This window comes from Rhizobium sp. WYCCWR 11146, from assembly GCF_013591995.1.
Classification (GTDB): domain Bacteria; phylum Pseudomonadota; class Alphaproteobacteria; order Rhizobiales; family Rhizobiaceae; genus Rhizobium; species Rhizobium indicum.
Map to the genome: position 1 here is coordinate 83,261 of NZ_JACCEY010000031.1, position 22,451 is coordinate 105,711.

22 protein-coding genes are annotated in these 22,451 nt (G+C 62.0%); 8 read left to right on the top strand and 14 right to left on the bottom strand.

Annotated elements, in window-relative coordinates:
* Positions 1-11 precede the first annotated feature (11 nt).
* The 3 genes from HX899_RS24725 to bchE are packed head-to-tail and all read right to left on the bottom strand — an operon-like array spanning position 12 to position 3,437.
* Positions 12-782 (bottom strand): isocitrate lyase/phosphoenolpyruvate mutase family protein, encoded by a 771-nt coding sequence (locus HX899_RS24725; protein WP_181293640.1) that lies wholly within the window; start codon positions 780-782, stop codon positions 12-14.
* Positions 779-1,852: a bifunctional transcriptional activator/DNA repair enzyme AdaA gene (locus HX899_RS24730; protein ID WP_138388321.1), complete on the bottom strand. Its 1,074-nt coding sequence runs from the start codon at positions 1,850-1,852 to the stop codon at positions 779-781. Before HX899_RS24730 ends, HX899_RS24725 begins: the two co-directional genes overlap by 4 nt.
* 55 nt (positions 1,853-1,907) lie before the next feature.
* Positions 1,908-3,437, bottom strand: coding sequence for a magnesium-protoporphyrin IX monomethyl ester anaerobic oxidative cyclase (gene bchE, locus HX899_RS24735; protein ID WP_181293641.1), 1,530 nt, complete (start codon positions 3,435-3,437; stop codon positions 1,908-1,910).
* Positions 3,438-3,626: 189 nt separating this feature from the next.
* Here bchE and HX899_RS24740 point away from each other — a divergent pair, with 189 nt between their 5' ends.
* A complete protein-coding gene (locus tag HX899_RS24740) occupies positions 3,627-4,334 on the top strand; it encodes a pyrimidine 5'-nucleotidase (RefSeq protein WP_138332332.1) in 708 nt (235 codons plus the stop codon).
* Positions 4,335-4,438: 104 nt separating this feature from the next.
* Positions 4,439-5,077 carry an EF-hand domain-containing protein gene (locus tag HX899_RS24745; protein WP_138388323.1) on the top strand — a complete coding sequence of 213 codons (639 nt, stop codon included), beginning with the start codon at positions 4,439-4,441 and terminating at the stop codon, positions 5,075-5,077.
* A gap of 75 nt (positions 5,078-5,152) precedes the next feature.
* Here the strand turns inward: HX899_RS24745 and HX899_RS24750 are convergent, their stop codons facing one another.
* Positions 5,153-6,019, bottom strand: a complete 867-nt coding sequence (locus HX899_RS24750; protein WP_181293642.1) for an LOG family protein — start codon at positions 6,017-6,019, stop codon at positions 5,153-5,155.
* Between the two features lie 192 nt (positions 6,020-6,211).
* Between HX899_RS24750 and dapD the strand changes: the two genes are divergently transcribed.
* From dapD to HX899_RS24765, 3 genes are all read left to right on the top strand, one after another.
* Entirely contained in the window at positions 6,212-7,072 is an 861-nt protein-coding gene (gene dapD, locus HX899_RS24755) for a 2,3,4,5-tetrahydropyridine-2,6-dicarboxylate N-succinyltransferase (protein ID WP_029873880.1), read from the top strand.
* Between the two features lie 101 nt (positions 7,073-7,173).
* Entirely contained in the window at positions 7,174-8,367 is a 1,194-nt protein-coding gene (gene dapE / locus HX899_RS24760; protein ID WP_180194550.1) for a succinyl-diaminopimelate desuccinylase, read from the top strand.
* The gene (locus HX899_RS24765) at positions 8,354-8,950 is read left to right on the top strand and encodes a hypothetical protein (protein ID WP_138332327.1); all 597 of its coding nucleotides are present in this window, start codon (positions 8,354-8,356) and stop codon (positions 8,948-8,950) included. The genes dapE and HX899_RS24765 overlap by 14 nt, the downstream gene beginning before the upstream one ends.
* Before the next feature lie 6 nt (positions 8,951-8,956).
* Here HX899_RS24765 and truA read toward each other — a convergent pair whose 3' ends face one another.
* The 6 genes from truA to HX899_RS24795 form a co-directional block, all read right to left on the bottom strand.
* Positions 8,957-9,775, bottom strand: a complete 819-nt coding sequence (gene truA / locus HX899_RS24770) for a tRNA pseudouridine(38-40) synthase TruA (protein ID WP_181293643.1) — start codon at positions 9,773-9,775, stop codon at positions 8,957-8,959.
* On the bottom strand, positions 9,775-10,710 hold the full coding sequence (gene fmt, locus HX899_RS24775) for a methionyl-tRNA formyltransferase (RefSeq protein ID WP_181293644.1): 936 nt from the start codon (positions 10,708-10,710) through the stop codon (positions 9,775-9,777). Before fmt ends, truA begins: the two co-directional genes overlap by 1 nt.
* A gap of 20 nt (positions 10,711-10,730) precedes the next feature.
* Entirely contained in the window at positions 10,731-11,153 is a 423-nt protein-coding gene (locus tag HX899_RS24780) for a type II toxin-antitoxin system VapC family toxin (protein ID WP_181293645.1), read from the bottom strand.
* Positions 11,150-11,434 (bottom strand): FitA-like ribbon-helix-helix domain-containing protein, encoded by a 285-nt coding sequence (locus HX899_RS24785; RefSeq protein WP_181293646.1) that lies wholly within the window; start codon positions 11,432-11,434, stop codon positions 11,150-11,152. Before HX899_RS24785 ends, HX899_RS24780 begins: the two co-directional genes overlap by 4 nt.
* Positions 11,435-11,498: 64 nt before the next feature.
* Positions 11,499-12,014 (bottom strand): peptide deformylase, encoded by a 516-nt coding sequence (gene def / locus HX899_RS24790; protein WP_020397424.1) that lies wholly within the window; start codon positions 12,012-12,014, stop codon positions 11,499-11,501.
* A 97-nt stretch (positions 12,015-12,111) separates the two neighbouring features.
* Positions 12,112-13,596 carry a globin-coupled sensor protein gene (locus tag HX899_RS24795; protein WP_181293647.1) on the bottom strand — a complete coding sequence of 495 codons (1,485 nt, stop codon included), beginning with the start codon at positions 13,594-13,596 and terminating at the stop codon, positions 12,112-12,114.
* A gap of 206 nt (positions 13,597-13,802) precedes the next feature.
* Between HX899_RS24795 and HX899_RS24800 the strand changes: the two genes are divergently transcribed.
* From HX899_RS24800 to HX899_RS24810, 3 genes are all read left to right on the top strand, one after another.
* The gene (locus HX899_RS24800; protein WP_181293648.1) at positions 13,803-15,029 is read left to right on the top strand and encodes a DNA recombination protein RmuC; all 1,227 of its coding nucleotides are present in this window, start codon (positions 13,803-13,805) and stop codon (positions 15,027-15,029) included.
* An 81-nt stretch (positions 15,030-15,110) separates the two neighbouring features.
* The gene (locus HX899_RS24805) at positions 15,111-16,010 is read left to right on the top strand and encodes a ribokinase (protein WP_181293649.1); all 900 of its coding nucleotides are present in this window, start codon (positions 15,111-15,113) and stop codon (positions 16,008-16,010) included.
* A gap of 243 nt (positions 16,011-16,253) precedes the next feature.
* Positions 16,254-18,593: a methyl-accepting chemotaxis protein gene (locus HX899_RS24810; RefSeq protein ID WP_181293650.1), complete on the top strand. Its 2,340-nt coding sequence runs from the start codon at positions 16,254-16,256 to the stop codon at positions 18,591-18,593.
* A 73-nt stretch (positions 18,594-18,666) separates the two neighbouring features.
* Here HX899_RS24810 and ptsN read toward each other — a convergent pair whose 3' ends face one another.
* From ptsN to rpoN, 4 genes are all read right to left on the bottom strand, one after another.
* Positions 18,667-19,131, bottom strand: a complete 465-nt coding sequence (gene ptsN, locus HX899_RS24815; protein ID WP_017995882.1) for a PTS IIA-like nitrogen regulatory protein PtsN — start codon at positions 19,129-19,131, stop codon at positions 18,667-18,669.
* A 70-nt stretch (positions 19,132-19,201) separates the two neighbouring features.
* Positions 19,202-19,777, bottom strand: a complete 576-nt coding sequence (hpf, locus tag HX899_RS24820) for a ribosome hibernation-promoting factor, HPF/YfiA family (protein WP_011650214.1) — start codon at positions 19,775-19,777, stop codon at positions 19,202-19,204.
* Positions 19,778-20,069: 292 nt separating this feature from the next.
* A complete protein-coding gene (locus HX899_RS24825) occupies positions 20,070-20,993 on the bottom strand; it encodes a DMT family transporter (protein ID WP_181293651.1) in 924 nt (307 codons plus the stop codon).
* A gap of 127 nt (positions 20,994-21,120) precedes the next feature.
* Positions 21,121-22,451 (bottom strand): RNA polymerase factor sigma-54 (gene rpoN / locus HX899_RS24830; RefSeq protein WP_246697177.1); only part of this gene is annotated, 1,331 nt, incomplete at its 5' end.

The window sequence follows — 22,451 nt, forward strand, 5'->3', positions numbered from 1 at the left end:
GGCATTCGACGTCAAAGCGGGCTATAAATCGCCGCCGCCTCCTGTTTCAACTTTTCCATCATCGACCGGTAAGGCCCCGGACCATAACTGACACGGCCGACGCCGAGCTTTGCCAGCGTCTTCACGTCAGGAGCGCCTGTCCGCATCATGATGTTGACCGGCAGCGGCGATGCGGCGCAGATCTTTTCGATCAAGGCGGGATCGATCAAGCCAGGCACGAAGAAGCCGCTGCCGCCTGCGGCCGCATAGGCCTTGCCGCGCTCGATCGCCTCGTCCACCAGACCAGCATGTTTGGAGAGATCGCTTTCCGCAAGGAAAAGGTCGGTGCGGGCGTTGATGAAGAAGGGAATGTCCTTGCCCTCCGCCATCTCGCGAATGGCGCGGATGCGGGCCACCTGCCTCTCCACCGGATAGAGGCCATCGCCGCCGACCACCTGATCCTCGAAATTGATGCCGATAGCGCCGACCTCCACCAGCTTGGCGACATTGGCGGCCGCACCTTCAGCCTCGGCCGAATAGGCGCCTTCGAAATCGACCGAAAGCGGCAGGTCGACGGCAGCGGTGATGGATTTCGCGGTGTCGACCAGCACCGACATCGGCAGCTTCTCGCCATCGGCATAACCATGGGCAGCGGCCACCGACCAGCTTCCTGTTGCAAGCGCCTTGGCGCCGGCATCCGCCACCGCCTTGGCCGTGCCGGCATCCCAGATATTGTAGAGAACAACCGGGTTGCCCTTACGGTGCAATGCGCCGAATGCCTTGGCCTTTTCGTTCTGGTTCATGCTGTCTCCTCCATCTTTGCTTGCGTGCTGATCTTCTCTTCATGCCGCAGCAGCCATTGCTTGCGCCAGAGCCCGCCGCCATAGCCGGTCAACGAACCATCCGCGCCGAGGATGCGATGGCAGGGCACGATGATGGCAAGCTGGTTGGCGCCATTGGCGCGGCCGACAGCACGCACCACTTCCGGCCTTTCCATTTCCCTTGCGAGATCGCCATAGGCGCGCGTCTGGCCAGCAGGAATCTCCATGAGCTTTGCCCAGACATGTTTTTCGAAGGGTGTGCCGCCGGGCGCCAATGGCGTCTTGAAGACGGTGAGCCGTCCTTCGAAATAATCCCGGATCTCCGCCGCGATCTGATCAATCGCCGGCGTGCGGCCGATCGCGACCGACGAGCGGATGCGCTTCTGCAGCGCCTCGAGCTCGGTCGGCAGCGCCTTACGGTCGTGGAATTCGAGAAGATGCAGATGCGTCTGGTCGGCGACGGCTATCATCGGCCCGAGCGGGGTGTCGAACCAGTCGGCAAAGAGCAGTTCGCGGTTCTGCGACAGCGCCGGCGCCTTGCCGACCAGCCGCTGGAAAGCCGCCCGGAAACCGCTTGGGGAGTCATATCCCGCATCGAGCTGCGCATCGATGACGCGCGCGCCATCGGCCAGTTGCCGGGCCGCTTCACCCAGCCGGCGATAGCGGACGATATCGTGGAAGGTCATGCCGAGCGCCCGCTTGAAGGCGCGACGCACGGTCGAGGGATCGTGGCCTCGGCGCACAAGCTCATCTTCGGTCCAGCGCAGCTGCGGCTCACGGTCGAGCGCGGCAAGCAGCTCATCGACGATCGGCTCCCTGCCCGGCTGCTCCAGCGGCCTGCAGCGCTGGCACGGGCGGAAGCCGGAATGCATGCAGGCGGCGATCGTATCGAAAAAGAGCGTATTTTCCCGCTTCGGCTTACGCGCCGGGCAGGTCAGGCGGCAGAAGATGCCGGTCGTCTTCACGCAGACATAGGCTTGCCCCTCATAATCGGCACTGCGTGCGATCAGGGCATCATAGAGCGTATCATCATCGGGGCGTACGAAAAGCATGACCGCTTTCTAGCATTCAGTGCCGGCGCCGTCCGCCGAAAATCGGGCGTCTATTTTATTCCGCCGCGTCGAGGCTTTTCACATGCCGTTGCGGGCGCAACATAGATTCCTCCTCTGAATCCTGCGGGGCGCCCCAGAAATTCTCGAGCGTCGGGCCATCTTTGAGATGGCGGCGGCGGAAGAGGAATTCGAGGATCTCATGAAACCAGACGCGACGACCCATTTGCGTATACCAGCGCATGGAATGGCGTTGCTGGCGATCGCGATGGAAGAGTATGCGCAGCAGTGCCTTCGGCCGCGCCTGGACCGCCACCTCGATGAGCTTGACGCAGGCGACCAGCACGATCGGGTTGAGATGCCGCATCTTCAGTACCTGATGCTTGTAGTCCCATTTACGGATGTCGGTTTCGATGACCTGTCGATTGCGGGCGATGCGGAAGAAGGGCGTCCAGCGATGTGGCGTCACATAGAGCGCCTGGATCTGGTCGGGATCATAGGAGAGCAATTGCCGGAAGCCGCGCCAGAGATGGCTCAGCTTCTCCTCCTCGAAACCGACGACCCAGGTCGCCATGGAGAGGATATCGTGTTGGCGCAGAAGGCGGATCGCCTCCCTGTCGGTTGTCTTGGCTCCACCTTTCTTGATCAGCGTCAAGGTCGCCTCGTCGGTGTTTTCCATACCGATCAACCAGCGCACGACACCCGCTTTGCGGTAGAGATGCAGGATATCGGCATCGCGGACGATATCATCGGCCCGTGTCGATCCGACGATCTGCACCGGCACGTTCTCGGTGATCATCGCTTCGAGAAAAGCGAGCCACGCCTTTCGCGAGGAGGTCGGATTCTCGTCGGCGAGATTGATAAGTTCCACACCCTCTTCGCGATAAAGCTTGGCGATCTCACGGGCAAACAGTTCCGGTGAGCGGTGACGCCAGCGGGTCCAGAAACCGCGCTGGCCGCAGTAGTTGCAAAGATGCGGACAGCCGCGCGAAAACTGCATGACGACAGCGCGCTTGCCACCCCAATAACTGTAGTGGCGATGATCGATCAGCTCCCAGCCGACACGATAGGCATCGAGATCGGCGATCGCTTGCGCCGGCTGTGTTGCCAGGATTTCGCCATCGCCATCGCGAAAGGCGATGCCGGGAACGGTTGCGAGCGGGCGGCCCGTCGCCAGAGTGCTGGCAAGCCGCCGCATCGTTTCCTCGCCTTCGCCGCGCACGAGGATATCGAACGCCTCGGTCTCGGCCAGCACCTCCCGCCAGTGATAGGTCGGGAAGACACCGCCATAAACAATGCGGATAGCACAATCGCTGTGCTTGACCGCCTCTGCGATCGAGCGGGCGGTGGGATGGGCCGAGGTCGAGCCGGAATGACCGATCAGCACCAGATTGGGGCCGCTGGCCGCCACACGGCTGACAATCTCCGCTATCGTCATCGGTCCGAACTCGGCATCGATGAGACTGACGATATGACCGTCGTCGATCAGCGGGCCGCCGACCGAAAGAAGGCCGAGCGGTGGAAGGTGATCATCGGGAATGCGACTGCCGATCGCCCTATGCGGCGGATTGATCAGAACGATCTTCATGCGACTTTACCCCTTGCGGGTCCCCTGTCTGACGCAGGCAGAAGTCACCAGCGATCAATGGCAATATTCAGCCAAAATCCTCTTAAAGTTGTGAAAATCTGACGGCATTTTTGCGGAAGCTGCTGTTTCAGGCGAACTTGGGAGCCAAAAGCCTTTTGTTTCCCACAGGAGCCATGCCATAAGACCGCCATGACCAAGATCGACCGCACGCCTGATAAGACCGATTTCGAGCACGTCACAGACTGGGTCTTCGACCTCGACAACACGCTCTATCCGCATCATGTCAATCTCTTCGCGCAGATCGACAAGAACATGACCGCCTATGTTGCTGCACTCCTGCAGATGGAGCGGGAAGAGGCGCGCAAGCTGCAGAAGCAATATTACCTCGAGCATGGCACGACGCTGCAGGGCCTGATGATCCATCACGGCATCGACCCGAACGACTTCCTCGAAAAAGCGCATGCGATCGACTACACGGCGCTGACGCCGCAGCCGGAACTCGGCGAGGCGATCAAGGCGCTGCCGGGGCGCAAGTTCATCTTCACCAATGGCAGCGTCAAGCATGCCGAAATGACGGCGGAGGCGCTCGGCATTCTCGAACATTTCGACGACATCTTCGATATCGTCGCGGCCGACTACGTGCCGAAGCCGGCGCAGGCGACCTACGACAAGTTCACGGCGCTGAAGCGCGTCGAAACCACCAAGGCGGCCATGTTCGAGGATCTGCCGCGCAATCTGACAGTACCGAAGGCGCTCGGCATGCAGACCGTGCTGCTCGTGCCGCGCAATCTGGAAGAGACAGTGGTCGAATGGTGGGAAAAGACCAGCGGCGAAGAGGATCATATCGATTTCGTCACCGACGACCTCGCCGCTTTTCTCGGCAAGATTACCGGCTGAAGCATTACCAAGTTTTCACTTAGCTTACCGATGTTTAACTGGGTCTTGCGGGCCTGCTGCCATAGCTTCTTTCGTGAGGGGACACCTTACGAAAGGCAAACACGATGTACCGCAACAAGCTGATACTGGCAGCGCTTTCCTCCACCCTCATCTTCGGCGCAGCCGCCGGAGCCGGCTATGCAGCGCCCGGTGACGGGCCGCGTCAGCACCCCGGCAGGCACGGTCCCATGCACGGTCCGGGGCCTGCCGCCTTCCGCGAAATCACGTATGTCAGAATGCTCAAGCAGTTCGACACCAACAAGGACGGACAGATCTCCAAGGACGAGGCGACCGCCGGCATCGACAAGATCTTCGCTGCGATCGACACCAACAAGGACGGCTCGCTGACCCCAGGCGAAATCGGCGCATACCAGAAAGCGCAGATGCAGGCGATGAGAGATCAGCGCAAGCAGGATGCCAGCAATAACAAGGATGTGAAGACCGCAGACGCGACGCCTGATAATAACGACCAGGGCCGGCCGCCTCAGGGTGGTCACGAGGGTCGTGACGGACATCGCTGGATGCGCCATGGCGGCAACATCATGCGTGCCTCGATCATGATGCACCGGGTCGACACCGACCAGAACGGCCAGATTTCCAAACAGGAAGCTGAAGCCGGCATGGACAAGCTGTTCACTCGAATGGACCGCAACAAGGACGGCGTCATCTCGATCGACGACATGCCGGACCGGCCACTTCTCTAAAGCCAAGCGACGACTTGCCCTTGCCTTTCCCCGGCTCGACGGGGAGAGGCTCCGCAGTTTGTGCCTCTGAAGCGCCTATTCGCGGTGTTCGTAGAAATCCTGGACGATCTTCCAAGCGGCTTCTGCCGTATCCACGAAGCTGATCAGCTTGACGTCGTCGGGCGCGATCGTGCCGAATTCGGCCAATGCCTCGAAATTGATAATGCTCCTCCAGAAGGTCTCGCCGAAGAGGATCAGCGGCAGGCGCTCCATGCGGCCGGTCTGGATCAGCGTCAGGCATTCGAAGAATTCGTCGAGCGTGCCGAAGCCGCCCGGGAAGACCGCGATCGCCTTGGCGCGCACCATGAAATGCATCTTGCGGATGGCGAAATAGTGGAAGTTGAAGCTGAGTTCCGGCGTCACATAGGCGTTCGGCGCCTGCTCGTGCGGCAACACGATGTTGAGGCCGATCGAAGGGGCGCCCTCGTCGGCCGCGCCGCGATTGCCGGCCTCCATTACGCCGGGGCCGCCGCCGGTGACGATGACATATTCGTGGAAATTGAAGGTGGCCGAATATTTCGAGCAGAGCCGGGCGAATTTGCGCGCCTCGTCATAATAAACGGAAGCCGCCTCCAGGTTGACGCGCTGGATGTCGTTGCGGGCTGCCCAGGCGCTCTGGCCGGGGGCGGGAATGCGGGCGCCGCCGAACATGACGACGGTCGACTTGATGCCGCGTTCGGTCAGCATCATCTCCGGCTTCATCAGTTCCAACTGCAGGCGGATCGGCCGCAGCTCCTCGCGGCAGAGGAAATCCTCGTCGACATAGGCAAGGCGGTAGGCAGGCGACATCGTCTGCGGCGTCTTCGGCACGGCTTCGGCGCGCTGCTTGTCGGTCGAGCTGCTCTTCAGCGGGTCCCATACGCCATCCTTGCGCCGCGAACCGCCGTTTCGTCCCTTCGCCATGTCGAAATGCCTTTCGGTATTGCCGGCCACGAAGCCGGATATGTCGCTATAACGTCTTGAATCCAGGTATGATCTTGTCGGAAAAATCATTCCGTTCTACGGCTTCATGCTGTAGAGCAGGGTAAACCCCGCCAACCGCAATTCCGGAGACACCCCGTCTCCACGATAAAGATCGAAGTTTAAGGAATTCTCATGAGCGCCACCGACCTCGCATCCCTCGAAAAGATCATCGAAGCCGCCTTTGACAATCGCGACAATGTGAACACGTCGACGAAGGGCGAGGTTCGCGATGCGGTCGAAGCAGCGCTCGATCTGCTCGATGCCGGCAAGGTCCGTGTCGCCGAACGCTCCGCCGACGGCGCCTGGTCGGTCAATCAGTGGCTGAAGAAGGCCGTGCTCTTGTCCTTCCGCCTCAACGACATGGACGTGGTGAAGGGCGGCTCGGGCAACTCGACCTGGTGGGACAAGGTTCCTTCGAAGTTCGAAAACTGGGGCGAGAACCACTTCCGCGCCGCCGGCTTCCGCGCCGTGCCGAACTGCGTCGTGCGCCGCTCGGCTTACATCGCCCCGAACGCCATCCTGATGCCTTCCTTCGTCAATCTCGGCGCCTATGTCGGTGAAGGCACCATGGTCGATACCTGGGCAACGGTCGGCTCCTGCGCGCAGATCGGCAAACATGTGCATCTCTCCGGCGGCGTCGGCATTGGCGGCGTGTTGGAGCCGATGCAGGCGGGCCCGACGATCATCGAGGACAATTGCTTCATCGGCGCCCGTTCCGAGGTGGTCGAAGGCTGCATCATCCGCGAAGGCTCGGTGCTCGGCATGGGCGTCTTTATCGGCAAGTCGACCAAGATCGTCGACCGCGCCACCGGCGAGGTGACCTACGGCGAAGTGCCGCCCTATTCCGTCGTCGTCGCCGGCTCGATGCCGTCGGGCAATGCGACGATGGGCAACGGCCAGCCGGCGCCGCATCTCTACTGCGCCGTCATCGTCAAGCGCGTCGATGAAAAGACCCGCTCGAAGACCGGCATCAACGAGCTGCTCAGAGATTGATGACACCGGGACGTTGATCCGGTAAACAGACGGCGTCTTTTTACGCGAGGCGGCCCCGCCTTGCCATGTCTTTGCCATTCCCGCCGGATAGTTCGACCGCCATGACCGCTACCGACCCCGTCGCCAATCTTCAGACGCTGATTCGCTGCCCGTCCGTGACGCCCGCCGAAGGCGGCGCACTGTCGGCGCTGGAGGCGATGCTTGCGCCGCTCGGCTTTTCTGTCGACAGGGTGAAGGCGAGCGAAGCCGGAACACCCGACATCGAAAACCTCTATGCCCGCCTCGGCAAGGATGGCCCGCATCTGATGTTTGCCGGCCATACCGATGTCGTGCCGGTCGGCGACGAAGCCGCCTGGACGCATCCGCCGTTTGAGGCCCAGATTTCGAAGGGCGAGCTTTTCGGCCGCGGCGCCGTCGACATGAAGGGCGGCATCGCCTGTTTCGTCGCCGCCGTCGCCCGCCATATCGAGAAAAACGGGCCACCGGCCGGCTCGATCTCCTTCCTCATCACCGGCGACGAAGAAGGTCCGGCGATCAACGGTACGATCAAGCTGCTGCAATGGGCGGCCGAGCGCGGCGAGCGCTGGGATGCCTGCCTTGTCGGAGAGCCGACCAATCCGGACAGGCTCGGCGACATGATCAAGATCGGCCGGCGCGGCTCGCTGTCGGGTAAAATCACCGTTCACGGCGTGCAGGGCCATGCCGCCTATCCGCATCTTGCCGACAATCCGGTGCGCGGCATGCTGCAGCTGACCCAGGCGCTGATGGACCCGCCGTTTGACGGCGGCACCGACGATTTCCAGCCGTCGAACCTCGAAGTGACCACGGTCGATGTCGGCAATCCGGCGACCAACGTCATTCCGGCCAAGGCATCGGCAAGCTTCAACATCCGCTTCAACGACAGCTGGACCGTCGAAACGCTGCGTGCCGAAATCCTGCGCCGTCTCGATGCCGCCGCCCGGGATGGCGCCTTGCGGCCGGGCCGCCAACCGGTGGCCTATGATATCGTCTGGGCCGATCGGCCGAGCCATGTCTTCCTGACGCGCAACAATGCGCTGATCGCCTCGCTGTCTTCAGCCGTCGAAAGCATTTCCGGCCAGTCGCCGCGGCTTTCGACCACCGGCGGCACATCGGATGCGCGCTTCATCAAGGATTATTGCCCGGTCGTCGAGTTCGGCCTCGTCGGCCAAACGATGCACATGGTCGACGAGCGCGTCGCTGTCGCCGATCTGGAGACGCTGACGGCAATCTACGAAACCTTCATCGCCCGCTGGATCGCCAATGCCGGGCTTTAGGGAAGTTCAATATTACCTGGCCGGCCTCTGGCTGCTGATCCGGCTGGATCCGCGCGGCTTCCGCTACCTTGATATGTCCGAGCGCGGCGTCAACCGTTCGTTCTGGGCGATGCTCTGGTGCCTGCCGCCGATGGGTATTTCCTGGCTCTGGTGGCGACAGGCCTTCCTGCGGGCGATGCCGCCGGAAGCCGATGTCGATTTTCCCTTCTATATCAGGCTCGGCCTCGTCGAGGTCGCCAACTGGTTCGTGCCGCTGGTCTTTGCCGGGTTTCTGCTGCTTGCCGTCCGCATGGGCGAGCGTTTCGCCCCGGTCGTCGTCAGCGTCAACTGGCTCGGCGTGCCGCTTTCCTATATCAACGGGCTGCTGCTGGCGCTGGTGTTCTTCCTGCCCGGCTCCGTCGGCCTCGTCTCGCTGCTGCTGCTCGCCTTCATGCTGGCGCAGGTCTTCGTGCTGGCGCGCATTCTCCGGATGATCTGCCACGGTCATGCGCTGATGGTCGGGGCGCTGACACTGGTGCTGCTCGTGCCATCGATGATCCTTTCGGAATATCTGCAGCACTTCCTCGGCATCTATCCCGTCTGAGTAAACTTACGAGGGATCGTCAGCATCCCTGTCATTAGCATCGGTATCGGTGACCGGCCTTCGGCGATCGGGGATCACGTCGGGATAATCCACCTGCATGAAATAGAGCCCGTCCGGCGGCGCCACTGGGCCGCAGGCCTTGCGGTCGCGCGCTTCAAGCGCCGCCTCGACATCATCAGGCGTCCATTTGCCTTCGCCGGCGAGCTTCAGCGTGCCGGCGAAGGAGCGGATCTGGTTGTGGAGAAAACTCTGCGCCGTGGCGCGGATCTCGATCAGTTCGCCGTTGCGCGTCACATCCAGCCGGTCGAGGGTGCGCACCGGGCTGTTTGCCTGGCAATGGGCGGCGCGGAAGGTGGAGAAATCGTGCTTGCCGACCAGCCTCTGGGCGGCAGCATGCATGACCTCGTGGTCGAGCACCTTCGGCACCCACCAGGCCTTGCCGGCTTCGAGCGCCAGCGGCGCCCGACGACTGACGATGCGATAGAGGTAATGGCGCCGCAGCGCCGAAAAACGGGCATCGAAGAACTCGGCAGCCACCCCGACGTCGAGAATGGAGACGCGCTCGCCGGCAATCCTCAGATGCGCGTTCAAGGCATTCTGCAACTGGTAGGGCGACCACTCCTTCGAAAGATCGGCATGGATCACCTGCCCCATGGCGTGGACGCCGGAATCGGTACGGCCGGCGCCGCGCACCAAGACCGTCTCGCCGGTCAGCGACAGCACCGCCGCCTCGATCGCACCCTGCACCGAGTGGCCATTTTCCTGCCGCTGCCAGCCGACATAGGGGCCGCCGTCATATTCGACGGTCATGCGGAAACGCGGCATCAGCTAAGCCTCGTGCCCGCCGCAAGCGGCGTGCCCCTGAGGAAATCGGCCGCCGCCAGCGGCTTGCCGCCGGCCTTCTGCAGCCTGGTCAGCCGCACCGCGCCCGAGCCGCAGGCGACCACGAGATCGTCCGTCAGCAATTGCCCGGCCGCACCCTGCCCTTCAGCCAGTTCGGACGCCAGCACCTTGACCCGCTCCGGCTTGCCGCCGATTTCGAGCTCGAACCAGGCGCCCGGAAACGGCGCCAGGCCGCGGATGTGATTGTGCACGTCCCCGGCGTCCCTGGAAAAATCGATGCGCGTCTCGGCCTTGTCGATCTTGGCGGCATAGAGCACGCCCTCTTCCGGCTGCGGCGTCAGCGGCAGCTCGTTCATTTCGAGTTTCACCATGGCCTCCGCCATCGCCTTGGCGCCGACGAGCATCAGCCGGTCGTGCAGTTCGCCAGCCGTCATGTTCGGGCCGATCTCGACCTCGCGGGTGAGTGCGACGGCGCCGGTATCCAGACCTTTGTCCATCTTCATCACCATCATGCCGGTCTTTGCGTCGCCGGCCATGATCGCCCTCTGGATCGGTGCCGCACCCCGCCAGCGCGGCAGCAGCGAAGCATGACCATTGTAGCAGCCATCCCTGGTGCCGTTCAAAATCGCTTCCGGCAGCAACAGTCCGTAGGCAACGACGACGCCGACATCGGCATTCAGGCCGCCAAACCTCTCGCGCTCCTCGGGGTCTTTGAAATTGACCGGGGTGAAAACCGGCAGGCCGAGCAGTTCGGCCGCCTGATGCACCGGCGATTTCTGCAGATCGAGGCCGCGCCGGCCGCCCGGCCGTGGCGGCTGCGTATAGACCGCAACGATCCTGTGGCCGGCATCGACGAGCAGGCGCAGGGTCGGAACCGAGAACTCCGGGGTTCCCATGAAGATGATGCGAAGAGACATTTTATCTCGCCAATTGAGGATCAACCGTCTTCAAACGGGTTTACGAGCTTGAGATCAAGCCCCTCGAAATCTCGGGTGTTACGAGTCGCAAGCGTCGCACCGTTTTCAAGGCAGATGGCGGCAATCATGGCATCCTGGACCGAAATCGGCCGCCCCATGTTTTCACGTTTCGCCCGCAAGCGACCGGTTGCCATGGCCGTTTCCGAATCCCAGCCGGCGATGCGATCGCGAAACTGGCCTTTCACCAAATTCTCGATCGCGCGAAAGAAGCGGTCCGATCCTGTCTTCAAGAAAACCCTTTCGGCTCCGTAAATCTGCTCCATCAAGCCAACTGTGCAAAGCCAGATTCTCGAGCCATCCTGCCGTACTATCCAGGCCTTCACCTTTTCATTCGGCAATGGCCTGGCGAACTCGGAAATCACATTCGTATCGAGAACGATCATTCGAAATCCTCGAACGGCCGGCCGAAATCCTTTTTCCGCTCGGCCTCGATTTCGTCCATGATTGTAGCAAATTCATCGTCGACTGCGTTTTCGCTGACGAAAGCGGCGCGTATTGCTTCATACGCCGACAAAGTCTCGGGCTTTGCTTCTGTCTTTCTTTTCAGCGCTTCCCGCAAAAGCTCCTTGGCCTCGTCAGAAAGGCTGTTTCCGCTCCGCTGCGCCGATTCCGCAATGTCTCGCTTCATTGCGTCGGAAATATTTCTGATCAGAAAATCACCCATTCGGCGCCTCCATCATGATATCAGTGATATCATAGTGCCCCGTCGGTGAATTTTCAACGCAGCGTCAGAGCGCCTTCGACTTCGCCGCCTTGGTGAATTTCTTGATCACCATCTCCCGCTTCAGCCGCGAGATGTAATCGATGAACAGCACGCCGTTCAGGTGGTCGATCTCATGCTGCAGGCAGGTGGCGAGCAGGCCGTCGGCTTCCACGGTCTGTTCCTTGCCGTTGCGGTCGAGATATTTGACCGAGACGACAGCCGGGCGCTCGACCTCGGCATAATAATCCGGAATCGAAAGACAGCCTTCCTCATAGACGGAACGCTCGTCGGAAGATTTGACGATCTCAGGATTGATGAAGACCTGCGGCTGCTTTTCCTCGCCCTCGCGTGAGATGTCGATGACGAGCATACGGCGCGGCACGCCGATCTGGATCGCGGCAAGGCCGATGCCCGGCGCGTCGTACATGGTTTCCAGCATATCGTCGGCAAGACGCTGCAGGTCGGAATCCACCCGCTCGATCGGCTTGGACAGCTGGCGGAGAACGGGATCGGGAAGAATGATGAGTGGCTTGATGGTCATGGCGTTCCCATAACCCATCTTTTCCGACTATGGAATTATCCGGCAGCCGGGGAATACGCTTTTTTGCATCCCCGCCTGGAATTTCGCCATATTCGCCTTAGGCCGCCCGGCGGGCAGCACCGGCGGAACGGCCCTCCGGCCGGGCACGGAAGTGCTGCAGCAGCTCAATCAGGGTCTCCACCTCGTCCTTGAGGCGGCGGGTTTCCGCCGAAGAGTGCTCGACCATGTCCGAATTCTGCTGGGTGATTGCACCCATGTTGCGGACGGCGAGGCTGACTTCGTTGACGCCGGTCGCCTGATCGCGGGCGGCGGCGGCGATATCGGCGACGAAACGGTTGATGATGTCGATGCGGCTGATCATGTCGTTCAGCGCCTCGCCGGTGCTGGAGACGATGCCGACGCCCTGATTGACCTGTGTTGAGCTCTGCGAAATCAGGTTCTTGATCTCCTTGGCCGCTTCCGCGGTCCGTTGCGCAAGCTGGCGGACTTCCTGGGCGACGACGGCAAAACCCTTGCCGGCATCACCGGCACGCGCCGCCTCGACGCCCGCGTTCAGCGCCAAGAGGTTGGTCTGGAAGGCGATCTCATCGATGACGCCGATGATCTTGGAGATCCCGGTCGAGGACTTCTCGATGCCGGCCATCGCCGAAACGGCGCTGGTGACGAGTTCGCCGGAGTTCTTCGCCTTCTCTTGCGTCTCGCGCACGGCGGCCGAAGCCTTCTCGGCATTGGCGGCCGTCTGGCCGACGCTGACGGAAAGCTGCTGCAGGGCGGCCGAGCTCTCCTCGACGCCTGCCGCCTGCTGGGCGGTGCGCAGCGCCAGATCGTTAGTCGCGTTGGAAATGACGTCTGCGCCCGTCTTGATATGGCCGGAGGTCTCGCGCACGGAGGCGAAGGATTGGCGAAGGGCGCTGACAGCGCGGTTGTAATCCTCCGCCATCTGCCGGAAATTGCCCGGCAGGTCGGACGGCAGGGTGGCTTCGAGATCGCCGTTCGACAGCGCTTCCAGACCGCGGCGCAGTTGCTCCAGCGCGATCGCCTGATCGGATTCGGCCTGAGCACGCTGCTCTTCCAAGGCACGGCGCTTGGCTTCGAGCGTCTCGAAATAGACCGAGATGGAATAATCCATGTCGAGCATGCCTGATTTGATGACGGCCGACAGCTTCTCGGCCAGCAGCTTGCCTTGCTGGCGCGCGAAGATCGAAGGCCACTGCTTTTCCATGATGCCCTTGACCAGTTCGGACATGACGATGGCGTAACCGCCGATAGACCAGCGCGGTTCCAACCCCATGCGCTCATGCATGCGGCCGATGGCGGTCACGTCGTCGACATAGCGCTCGTCGAACGTGCCGCCAGTAAGATTGGCCCAATGATCCTGCTGACGCTTCTTGGCATGGCCCAGTTGGGACTTGTCGGCGACAGCGGGGGTCTTGGCGATCTTGGCGTAGAATTTATCGAGGGCGCCGCCGATCAGCTCCGATATCACCGGGCGCAGATCCCGCATCGACTTGCGCGCCGTTTCATCCAGTTCGATGAAATCGAGGCGCTGCCTGAGGGCGTTGTCGGTCTGCTGGGCGGTCATGGGGATCTCTGTACTTGGCGCGACGCGCGCGGGAGGGGATTTCAGCGCCGCAGGTTTTGGCCAATATGGTTGAGCAATCGTTAAGCCGCGTCGACATTTCTTTTCGGTGGACGCGGAAGAGCAACGGCTTGCGAAGATATTGAGGATCGTCCATTCTGTTCACGTTTTGATCTATAAATCGCCGCTTCTTCTGTTATGCTTGCGACATGACCGTCCATTCCGAATCGCTCGCCCTTGCCCTTGCCTCGATCAGCCCGGCCATGCTGGCGCTTGTCGGTGGAGGTCTCGCCGCCCTCGTTCTGCTGGTGATCGTGCTTCTCCTGCGCGGCGCCAACCTTCGCCGCGAGCAGGCGGAGGAAGCGAGCTTTCGCGCTGAGGAAAACGAAGCGCGCATGGCCGAGCTTTTGAAGATCCAGGCGGAGATGCAGGGCCGCATCGCGGCGATGACCGAGGTCTTCGGCGCGCGGCAGAGCGAACTCAACCAGACGATCAGCCAACGCCTCGACGGCATGTCGCAGCGCGTCAGCTCGACGATCACCGAGCAGACCAAATCGACGCATGAAAACCTGCAGCGGCTGCAGGAGCGGCTGGCGGTCATCGATGCCGCGCAGAACAATATCCAGACGCTCGCCAAGGATGTCGTCGGGCTGCAGGCCATTCTGTCCAACAAGCAGACGCGCGGCGCCTTCGGCCAGTCCAGGATGGAAACGATCGTAGCCGACGGCCTGCCGATGGGCGCCTACGCCTTCCAGCAGACGCTGTCCAACGGTTCGCGGCCGGACTGCACGATCCGCATGCCGAACGGCGCGCCGCCGCTGGTGATCGACGCGAAATTTCCGCTCGAAGCCTGGAACGCGATCCGCGACGCCGGCAGCCCCGAAGCCGGCAAGATCGCCGGCCAGCAGTTCCGCCGCGACATGGAGGTCCATATAAGGGACATTTCCGAGAAATATCTGATCCAGGGCGAAACCCAGGATACGGCCTTTCTCTTCGTGCCGTCCGAATCGATCTTCGCCGAGATCCACGAGCACTTCGAGCCGGTGGTGCAGAAGGCCCACCGAGCGCGCATCGTCATCGTCTCGCCGTCGCTGCTGATGCTGTCGATCCAGGTCATCCAGGCCGTGCTCAAGGACCAGCGCATGCGGGCGCAGGCGCATCTGATCCAGGGCGAAGTGGCGATCCTGATGGACGATCTCAGCCGCCTCGATGAGCGGGTGCGCAAACTGCAGGGCCATTTCGCCATGGCGCAGAAGGATATCGACATGGTGGTCACGTCAGCCGACAAGCTCACCAAGCGCGGCGCCAGGATCGAAGCGCTGGAATTCGAGGCGGGCGGCGGCGATGCAAAACCCGCCCGCGACGGCGAAGCCGCGGTCAAATCGGTGGAAAGCCGCACCGGTCTTCTGAAGCTTCGGGTGGTTGACGAGGAGTGACTGCTTCGGGCAGTGTCTCGCCCGCATGAAACATGCAGGAGCATGATGTCACTTGCAGGCTCCAGAAGACGGGACACATTCATGATCACAGTTTTCGGGTCCATCAACATGGATCTCATCGCCACGACCGAGCGCCTGCCGAAGCCCGGAGAGACGGTGGCCGGCAACGGCTTTGCCACGGCCGCCGGCGGCAAAGGCGCCAACCAGGCGCTGGCAGCGCGCCGCGCCGGCCGCTACGTGCATATGGCCGGCGCCGTCGGCAAGGATGCTTTCGCCGCGGAGGCGCTGGCTCTGCTTGATGATGCAGGAACCGACCTTTCTCTGATCAAACATGTCGACGGTCCCACAGGCACGGCGCTGATCCTTGTCGGCGGCGACGGCGAAAACATGATTGCCGTCGTTCCCGGCGCCAATGGCCAGGTCACACCTGCCGACGCCGAGACCGCGATCGGCCGCATGGACGAAGGCGATATCCTGATGCTGCAGCTCGAAGTGCCGGCTGCTGCCGTCGAAGGCGCGCTGTCGGCGGCCCGCGCCAAGGGCGTCACCAGCATCCTCAACCTCGCGCCGCTGATCCCAGATGCGGCCCGCCTCGGCCGGCTTGCCGATATCGTCATTGCCAACGAGACCGAGTTCGAGCGGCTCGCCGGGCAGGAGGGCATGGACGCGCAAAGGCGGGAGGCAGCCCTTGTGCGTCTGCATGCGGAGACGGGCCAGACGCTGATCGTGACGCTCGGCGCCGACGGGGTCATCGCCATTCGCGACGGGTCGATTTCGAGGGCGCAGGGTCTCAAGATCGAACCTGTCGATACGGTCGGCGCCGGAGACACGTTCTGCGGCTATTTCGCCGCCAGCCTCGACGACGGCCTCGATTTTGTCTCGGCGCTGCGCCGCGCGGCGGTTGCCGGTTCGCTCGCCTGCCTCAAGGCCGGGGCGCAACCTTCGATCCCTTTGAGCGAGGAAGTCGCAGACAGGACATAGTCCGCGTCTCTTTGCGAAGCAGCCGATAAAACTCCCGGTAATTCAGGGCGTTCCGGCGATTTTCCTTGGCTCGATCGATCGAATTTCATTCAAATTTAAGAGATCTCCGGCGATGTTCCTCATGGCCGCCGGCGCCTCCCACTTTCTGGAATCCGGCCGTCCAAGCGGCTGCCTCATGATGGGGCGAGCCTTTGCTCCTGCGCCGGAGAATGCCCGTTCGGCGCATCCTTGCCCGAGGACCCCATGTTCATTTTTCGCATGAAATCGCTTGCCGCGAAACTCATCGTCATCACCGGCATCGCCATCGCACTTGTGCTCATCGTTTCGAACTTTTTCCTCATCGGTCAGACCCGGGATCGCGTCCAGACGCTGACGATGGATCAGGCCAACCTCGAGGCAAAATCGATCGCCAATGAAATTGCGGCCAATGTCGGCGAACTCGCCAGCGCCGCCCGCACCATGTCGGGCGTCATCGGCCGCGGCCATGAAGGCAAGTCGCTCGATCGCAAGGGCATGATCAACGTGCTGAAGGCCAATCTCGAGCAGAATGCCTTCGCCTTCGGCAGCTGGTTCTGCGAGCAGCTTGGCGCGCTTGACGGCAAGACCATCGAGATCGCCAACAACAATGACGAAGGCACGAACAAGAACGGCGCCTTCACGCCCTACTGGTCGAAGACCAAGGACGGCGGCATCCAATATTCGACCTTCGACAATGATTATACCGCCGCATGGTGGAAGCTCGCCGCCGACAGCGGTAAGGGCGCGATCACCACGCCCTATATGGCCGAAGGAACGGACGTGCCGACGCTGCTGACCTCGATTGCCTATCCGGTCATGTCGGATGGTAAGATGATCGGCGTCGGCGGCGTCGATATTTCGCTGAAGTCGCTGACCGACAAGCTGCAGGCGCTGCATCCTTTCGGTTCGGGCCGCGTCACGCTGCTGTCGCAGGCCGGCAACTGGATCGTCGCGCCGATCCCCGACCTGATGACCAAGGAATATGAAGGCGAGGGCGCCGACGTCGTCAAGACGGCGCTGTCGAGCAAACAGCCCGGCCTCGTCAGGAACCTCACCTATGACGGCCTCGATCCCTTCGATCGCGTCGTTTATCCGTTCTCGGTTCCCGGCGTCAACGCCACCTGGGTCGTGCTCGTCGACGTGCCGCACACGGCGATCAACGCGCCGGTGCGGGACCAGACCTACATGATGATCATCAACGGGCTGATCGTGCTTGGCGCCGTCATGCTGGCACTCTATTTCGCCGTCCGCTCTTTCGTGCAGCGGCCGCTCGGCGGGCTCGTCGCCAGCGTCAAGGCGCTGAGCGACGGTCAATATGGCGAACCGGTCGCCGCCCAGGACCGCAGCGACGAGGTCGGTTCGGTCGCCAAGGCGCTGGAAGGCTTCCGCTTCACCCTCGCCGACAGCCGCCGCCTCGAAGACGAGGCCGCAGACCAGCGGCAGGCGGCCGAGACCGAGCGCAGCCGCTCGGAATCGGAACGCCAGGAATCGGTGTCGCTGCAGCGCCATATCGTCTCGATCGTCGGCGCCGGCCTTTCCGAACTGTCGCAGGGCAATCTCAGCCACCGCATCACCGACGAGTTCCCCGGCGAATACGGCAAGCTGAAGCAGGATTTCAACGCTGCGCTCGCGAGCCTCGAAGAGACCATCAACACGATGAACCTCAGCGTCGCCAATATCGGCTCCGGCACCGGTGAAATCAGCAACAGCGCCTCCGACCTCGCCAAGCGCACCGAGCAGCAGGCAGCCAGCCTGGAAGAGACGGCGGCCGCGCTCAACGAACTCACCGCACAGGTCGATTCCAGCGCCGAGAATGCGCGCACGGCGGCCGACAACGTCAACCTCGCCTGCCAGGACGCCGAAAAATCCGGCGAAGTGGTGCAGAAGGCGATCGCCTCGATGCAAGGGATCGAGCAGTCCTCGACGGAGGTTTCGCGGATCATCGGCGTCATCGACGAGATCGCCTTCCAGACCAACCTGCTCGCCCTGAACGCCGGCGTCGAGGCGGCCCGTGCCGGCGAAGCCGGCAAGGGTTTTGCCGTCGTCGCCCAGGAGGTGCGTGAACTCGCACAACGTTCGGCCAATGCCGCCAAGGAGATCAAGACGCTGATCAACAGTTCGGCCGTCCAGGTCAAGGAGGGCGTCGATCTCGTCGGGCGCGCCGGCGGCACGCTGCACAAGATCGCCGAGCAGGTGATGGGCATCAACGACCTCATCCGGCAGATCTCGGCATCGGCCAGCGAACAGGCTGTCGGTCTGAAGGAAATCAACCAGGCCATGAACCAGATGGACCAGGTGACGCAGCAGAATGCGGCCATGGTAGAGGAAGCGACGGCTGCCAGCGTCGCGCTCAACGACGAGGCACAGACGCTGAAGGCGCTCGCCACTCGCTTCAACGTCTCGGGTTCGGGCAACGCCGCGGCCCTCGCCTCCGTCGCGCAAAAGATGCGGGCACCGGCGACTTCAGCCCTTTCGCCTCGCGCGAGCGCCCCGGCGGTCCGTCGCGTGACTGCCCCGTCGCGCGGATCCGCTGCCGTGGCGCAGGACAGCTGGGAAGAGTTCTGATCGTTCAGCCCGTCATAATGCAAAAGGCGCCTGAGAGACCCGGCGCCTTTTCACATTCGGAGATTAATGCAGCTCAGGCAGCGTTCGACGTCTGCTCTTCGTTGAGGAAGGCGTAGATCGCCGAGGCGGAATCCGTGGCGCGCAGCTTGGCGACCAGATCGTGATCGCGCAGCACGCGGGCGATACGCGACAGAGCTTTGAGATGATCGGCGCCCGCGCCCTCCGGCGCAAGCAGCAGGAACACGAGATCGACCGGCTGGTCGTCCAGCGCCTCGAAATCGACCGGCTGCTCCAGCCGGGCGAAGATGCCGACGATCGAATGGATGTTTCCCAGCTTGCCATGGGGAATGGCGATGCCGTTGCCGACTCCGGTCGAGCCCAGGCGTTCGCGCTGCAGGATGACGTCGAAAATCTCCCGTTCGGAAAGCCCGGTGATCCTGGAGGCTCTTGCAGCCAATTCCTGAAGCAACTGTTTCTTGGAATTTACTCTGAGGGCGGGAATGATCGCATCCTGATGGAGCAAATCTGCCAATGCCATTTCTTTTTCCTTCTGTCGCCGGGATCAAATGCAAGGAGCGGCGGCAATACCGCCGCTCACCACCCTGATCTCAGCCTTTGATACTGGCTGAATCGATCCAGCCAATATTTCCGTCGTGCCGACGGTAAACGATGTTCAGATGTTCCTTGCCGGGGCTGCGGAACAGGAGAAGCGGCTCGTCGGTCATGTCGAGCGCCATCACTGCGGTGGCGACTGACATGGTCTTCAGCTGCTTCGTGCTTTCAGCGACGATCGCGGGAGCGAAATCGTCGGCGATTTCATCATCGTGATCAGGAACGGAATCCATGACCGTGTAGGAGACCTCTGCAAAACCATTCAGATGGCTTCCGGCGTGATGGTCCTTCAGCTTGCGCTTGTATCGCCGCAGCCGCTTTTCGATCCGCTGGGAAGCCGCGTCGAAAGCCAATTGCGGGTCGGTCGCCTCGCCGGCTGCATGCAGCACCACCCCGCTGTCGAGATGCAGCTTGCAATCCGCCGAGTAACGAGAACTCGCCTTTTCCACGGTCACCTGGCCGGAATATCCCCCGTCGAAGTATTTCGTGATGGCCATACCAATTTGGTCCTCGATCTTTTGACGGAACGATTCACCAATTTCCATATGTTTCCCGGATACACGCACACTCATGGAGTTTCCCTTCTTATGGTCGTTTGCGGGTATCAGTTTACGCCAAGCCTCAGGTTCATCCAAGCACTTCGCACAATCTCAAGCAAGATCGGCTTAGGCCTGCGGGTCCTTGGTGCCCTTCTGATGCTGGGGATAACTCCAGACGCCGTTCGCGGCATCGATTGCGGCGGGCTTCTAGCCAGAGCGTGCCGAAAAGTCAATAGGGCGCCGAATCACCCTCGGCGGCACGCGGTCAACGTGTGGCGGATACCTTGTCGGGCAAGGCATGTCGCCGATCGCCACCCCATCCACTTTACGCGTTTCGCGCTTGCGTTGCGCGCCTTCTTGCAGGGATCGTCATGGCGGCGACACCTGATATGACGCAGACGAGTCCAATCCAGGCCGTCGGGCTCAGCCTTTCGCCGAGGAAGACGATGCCGATCGCAACGCCGATCGGCACTCTGAGATAGGCCTGCGCGGTGGTTCCGACCGAACCCAGCGTCTGGACGAGACGGAAATAGATCACAAAGGCAAGCGCCGTCGAAAAGGCGGAGAGGGCCAGCAGCGCCAGCATCGATGCCGCCGAAGGATCGATTTCCCACGGCCGATCGACGACGAGGCTCGTCGGCAAGAGAATGACCGCGCCTGAGATCAACGAGCCGGCCGCCGGCACTGCGGGATCGAGCCCCTTGAAGTTCTTGCTGAAAATCGCGGCACCTGCATAACAGATGGTCGCCAGGATGATGGCAAGCTGCGCCATCAGGTTTTCACCGAGACCGCCGAGCGCTTCGACGCCGATGACGAGGCAGATGCCGGCAAGCCCGGCCATGACGCCGAAAAGCCTTCGCAGCGTCACCTGCTCATGGCGGGTGATCAGCACGGCCAGCAGGAAGGTGAAGATCGGCGTTGCCGAATTCAGGATCACCGCCAATCCGGCATCGACGGACTGTTCCGCCCAGGCGATCAGCGTGAAGGGGACGACGCTGTTCAGGCAGGCCTGAACGAAAAACCGCCGCCAGGTGGCACGATCGCGCGGCAGACGGACACGCCGGTGACGCAGGACGGCCAGCAGAATGCCACCGGCAATCAGCGTGCGGGCGGCGATCAACGTTATCGGCGGGATCGTCTCGACGCCGATCTTGATGAAGCTGTAGGAGGAACCCCAGAGGGTCGCCAGCACCAGCAGCAGGAAAAGCTCCCTGGCAAGGTTGGAATTTTGCGGCATCATGGTCGGCATTTCGATCTTCATTGAAGACAATTCAAAGGGTTGCAGCCGTTGCGCGTCTGAAAAGATGCTGGGCGCAGGAGAGGAATAGCGGGATTTGCGGGCCGGATGCTTCGATCGAGGTCGAAGCGTTGTCGCGTCAGAAACCGGCGACCTTGGCGAGCGCCCGCTTCTCGCGGCGGCGCTGGACCGAAGAGGCGATGTTCATCGCCTCCCGGTATTTCGCAACCGTGCGGCGGGCGAGATCGACGCCGCCCTTCTTCAGCATGTCGACGATATCGTCATCGGAAAGTACCGCCTCCGGGCTCTCCTGCAGGATCAGCGCACGGATCTTGTGACGCACGGCCTCGGCCGAATGACTGTCGCCGCCGGCGACGGCGCTGATCGAGACGGTGAAGAAATATTTGAGTTCGAAGAGGCCCCGCGGCGTCAGCATATATTTGTTCGACGTGACGCGGCTGACGGTGGATTCATGCATCTTGATCGCCTCGGCGACCGTTTTCAGGTTCAGCGGGCGCAGGTGATCGACGCCGTGCAGCAGGAAGGCGTCCTGCTGGCGGACGATTTCGCTTGCCACCTTCATGATGGTTTTTGCCCGCTGGTCGAGGCTGCGGGTCAGCCAGTTGGCGCTCTGCAGGCAATCGGAGAGGAAGGCGTGGTCCTCGCCGTTCTTCGTCACACGGGAAAAATAGGACTGGTTGACCAGTACGCGCGGCAGCGTATCCGGATTGAGTTCGACCAGCCAGCCGCCGTCCGAGGCGGGCCTGACGACTACATCCGGCGTGATCGCTTCGGATACACCCGCTTCGAAGCCGCTGCCAGGCTTGGGATTGAGCTGACGGATCTCGCCGAGCATGTCGAGAAGATCTTCCTCATCGACGCCGCAGAGCCGCTTCAGCGTGGCAAAATCACGCCGGGCCAGCAGTTCGAGGTTTTCGACCAGAGCCTGCATGGCCGGGTCGTATCGGTCCTTCTGCCTGAGCTGGATCGCCAGGCATTCGGAGAGGCTGCGGGCGAAAACACCTGGCGGATCAAGGCTCTGGAGGGTGGCGAGCACGCGCTCGGCCTGTGCGAGGCTCGTGCCCAGCCTCTCGCCAGCCTCGACGATATCGGCCTGCAGATAACCGCAGTCGTCGAGCTGGTCGACGAAATTCTGCGCGATCAGCCGGTCGGCCATGTCAGGTAGGACGAAGGGGATCTGCTGGGCGAGATGATCGCGCAGCGACACCTGGCCGGCGACGAAATCGTCGAGATCGTAGTCGGCGCCCTCGCCGCTGCCGGGCATCGACTTCCACTGGCTGACGAGTTCCGGCGCATCGAGGCGCTGCGGGGCGCCATCGTCAGGAAAGACATTGGTGTAATTGGCGTCGAGTTCGTCGTTCAGCCGGCTGGTGCTGGCGCTGCCGCCATTGTCATACCAGTCGCTGGAGAGCGCCTCGGCGCGGTTGTCATAGCCATCGTCGGAGCCGG

Coding starts and splice junctions, on each gene's coding strand:
- HX899_RS24750 (WP_181293642.1), bottom strand. CDS start 6,019: ATGGCGAAGGGACGAAACGGCGGTTCGCGGCGCAAGGATGGCGTATGG.
- HX899_RS24740 (WP_138332332.1), top strand. CDS start 3,627: ATGACCAAGATCGACCGCACGCCTGATAAGACCGATTTCGAGCACGTC.
- dapE (WP_180194550.1), top strand. CDS start 7,174: ATGACCGCTACCGACCCCGTCGCCAATCTTCAGACGCTGATTCGCTGC.
- HX899_RS24745 (WP_138388323.1), top strand. CDS start 4,439: ATGTACCGCAACAAGCTGATACTGGCAGCGCTTTCCTCCACCCTCATC.
- HX899_RS24805 (WP_181293649.1), top strand. CDS start 15,111: ATGATCACAGTTTTCGGGTCCATCAACATGGATCTCATCGCCACGACC.
- def (WP_020397424.1), bottom strand. CDS start 12,014: ATGACCATCAAGCCACTCATCATTCTTCCCGATCCCGTTCTCCGCCAG.
- HX899_RS24780 (WP_181293645.1), bottom strand. CDS start 11,153: ATGATCGTTCTCGATACGAATGTGATTTCCGAGTTCGCCAGGCCATTG.
- truA (WP_181293643.1), bottom strand. CDS start 9,775: ATGCCGCGTTTCCGCATGACCGTCGAATATGACGGCGGCCCCTATGTC.
- HX899_RS24765 (WP_138332327.1), top strand. CDS start 8,354: ATGCCGGGCTTTAGGGAAGTTCAATATTACCTGGCCGGCCTCTGGCTG.
- ptsN (WP_017995882.1), bottom strand. CDS start 19,131: ATGGCATTGGCAGATTTGCTCCATCAGGATGCGATCATTCCCGCCCTC.
- hpf (WP_011650214.1), bottom strand. CDS start 19,777: ATGAGTGTGCGTGTATCCGGGAAACATATGGAAATTGGTGAATCGTTC.
- dapD (WP_029873880.1), top strand. CDS start 6,212: ATGAGCGCCACCGACCTCGCATCCCTCGAAAAGATCATCGAAGCCGCC.
- HX899_RS24730 (WP_138388321.1), bottom strand. CDS start 1,852: ATGCTTTTCGTACGCCCCGATGATGATACGCTCTATGATGCCCTGATC.
- HX899_RS24725 (WP_181293640.1), bottom strand. CDS start 782: ATGAACCAGAACGAAAAGGCCAAGGCATTCGGCGCATTGCACCGTAAG.
- HX899_RS24825 (WP_181293651.1), bottom strand. CDS start 20,993: ATGCCGACCATGATGCCGCAAAATTCCAACCTTGCCAGGGAGCTTTTC.
- HX899_RS24785 (WP_181293646.1), bottom strand. CDS start 11,434: ATGGGTGATTTTCTGATCAGAAATATTTCCGACGCAATGAAGCGAGAC.
- HX899_RS24810 (WP_181293650.1), top strand. CDS start 16,254: ATGTTCATTTTTCGCATGAAATCGCTTGCCGCGAAACTCATCGTCATC.
- HX899_RS24800 (WP_181293648.1), top strand. CDS start 13,803: ATGACCGTCCATTCCGAATCGCTCGCCCTTGCCCTTGCCTCGATCAGC.
- bchE (WP_181293641.1), bottom strand. CDS start 3,437: ATGAAGATCGTTCTGATCAATCCGCCGCATAGGGCGATCGGCAGTCGC.
- HX899_RS24795 (WP_181293647.1), bottom strand. CDS start 13,596: ATGACCGCCCAGCAGACCGACAACGCCCTCAGGCAGCGCCTCGATTTC.
- fmt (WP_181293644.1), bottom strand. CDS start 10,710: ATGTCTCTTCGCATCATCTTCATGGGAACCCCGGAGTTCTCGGTTCCG.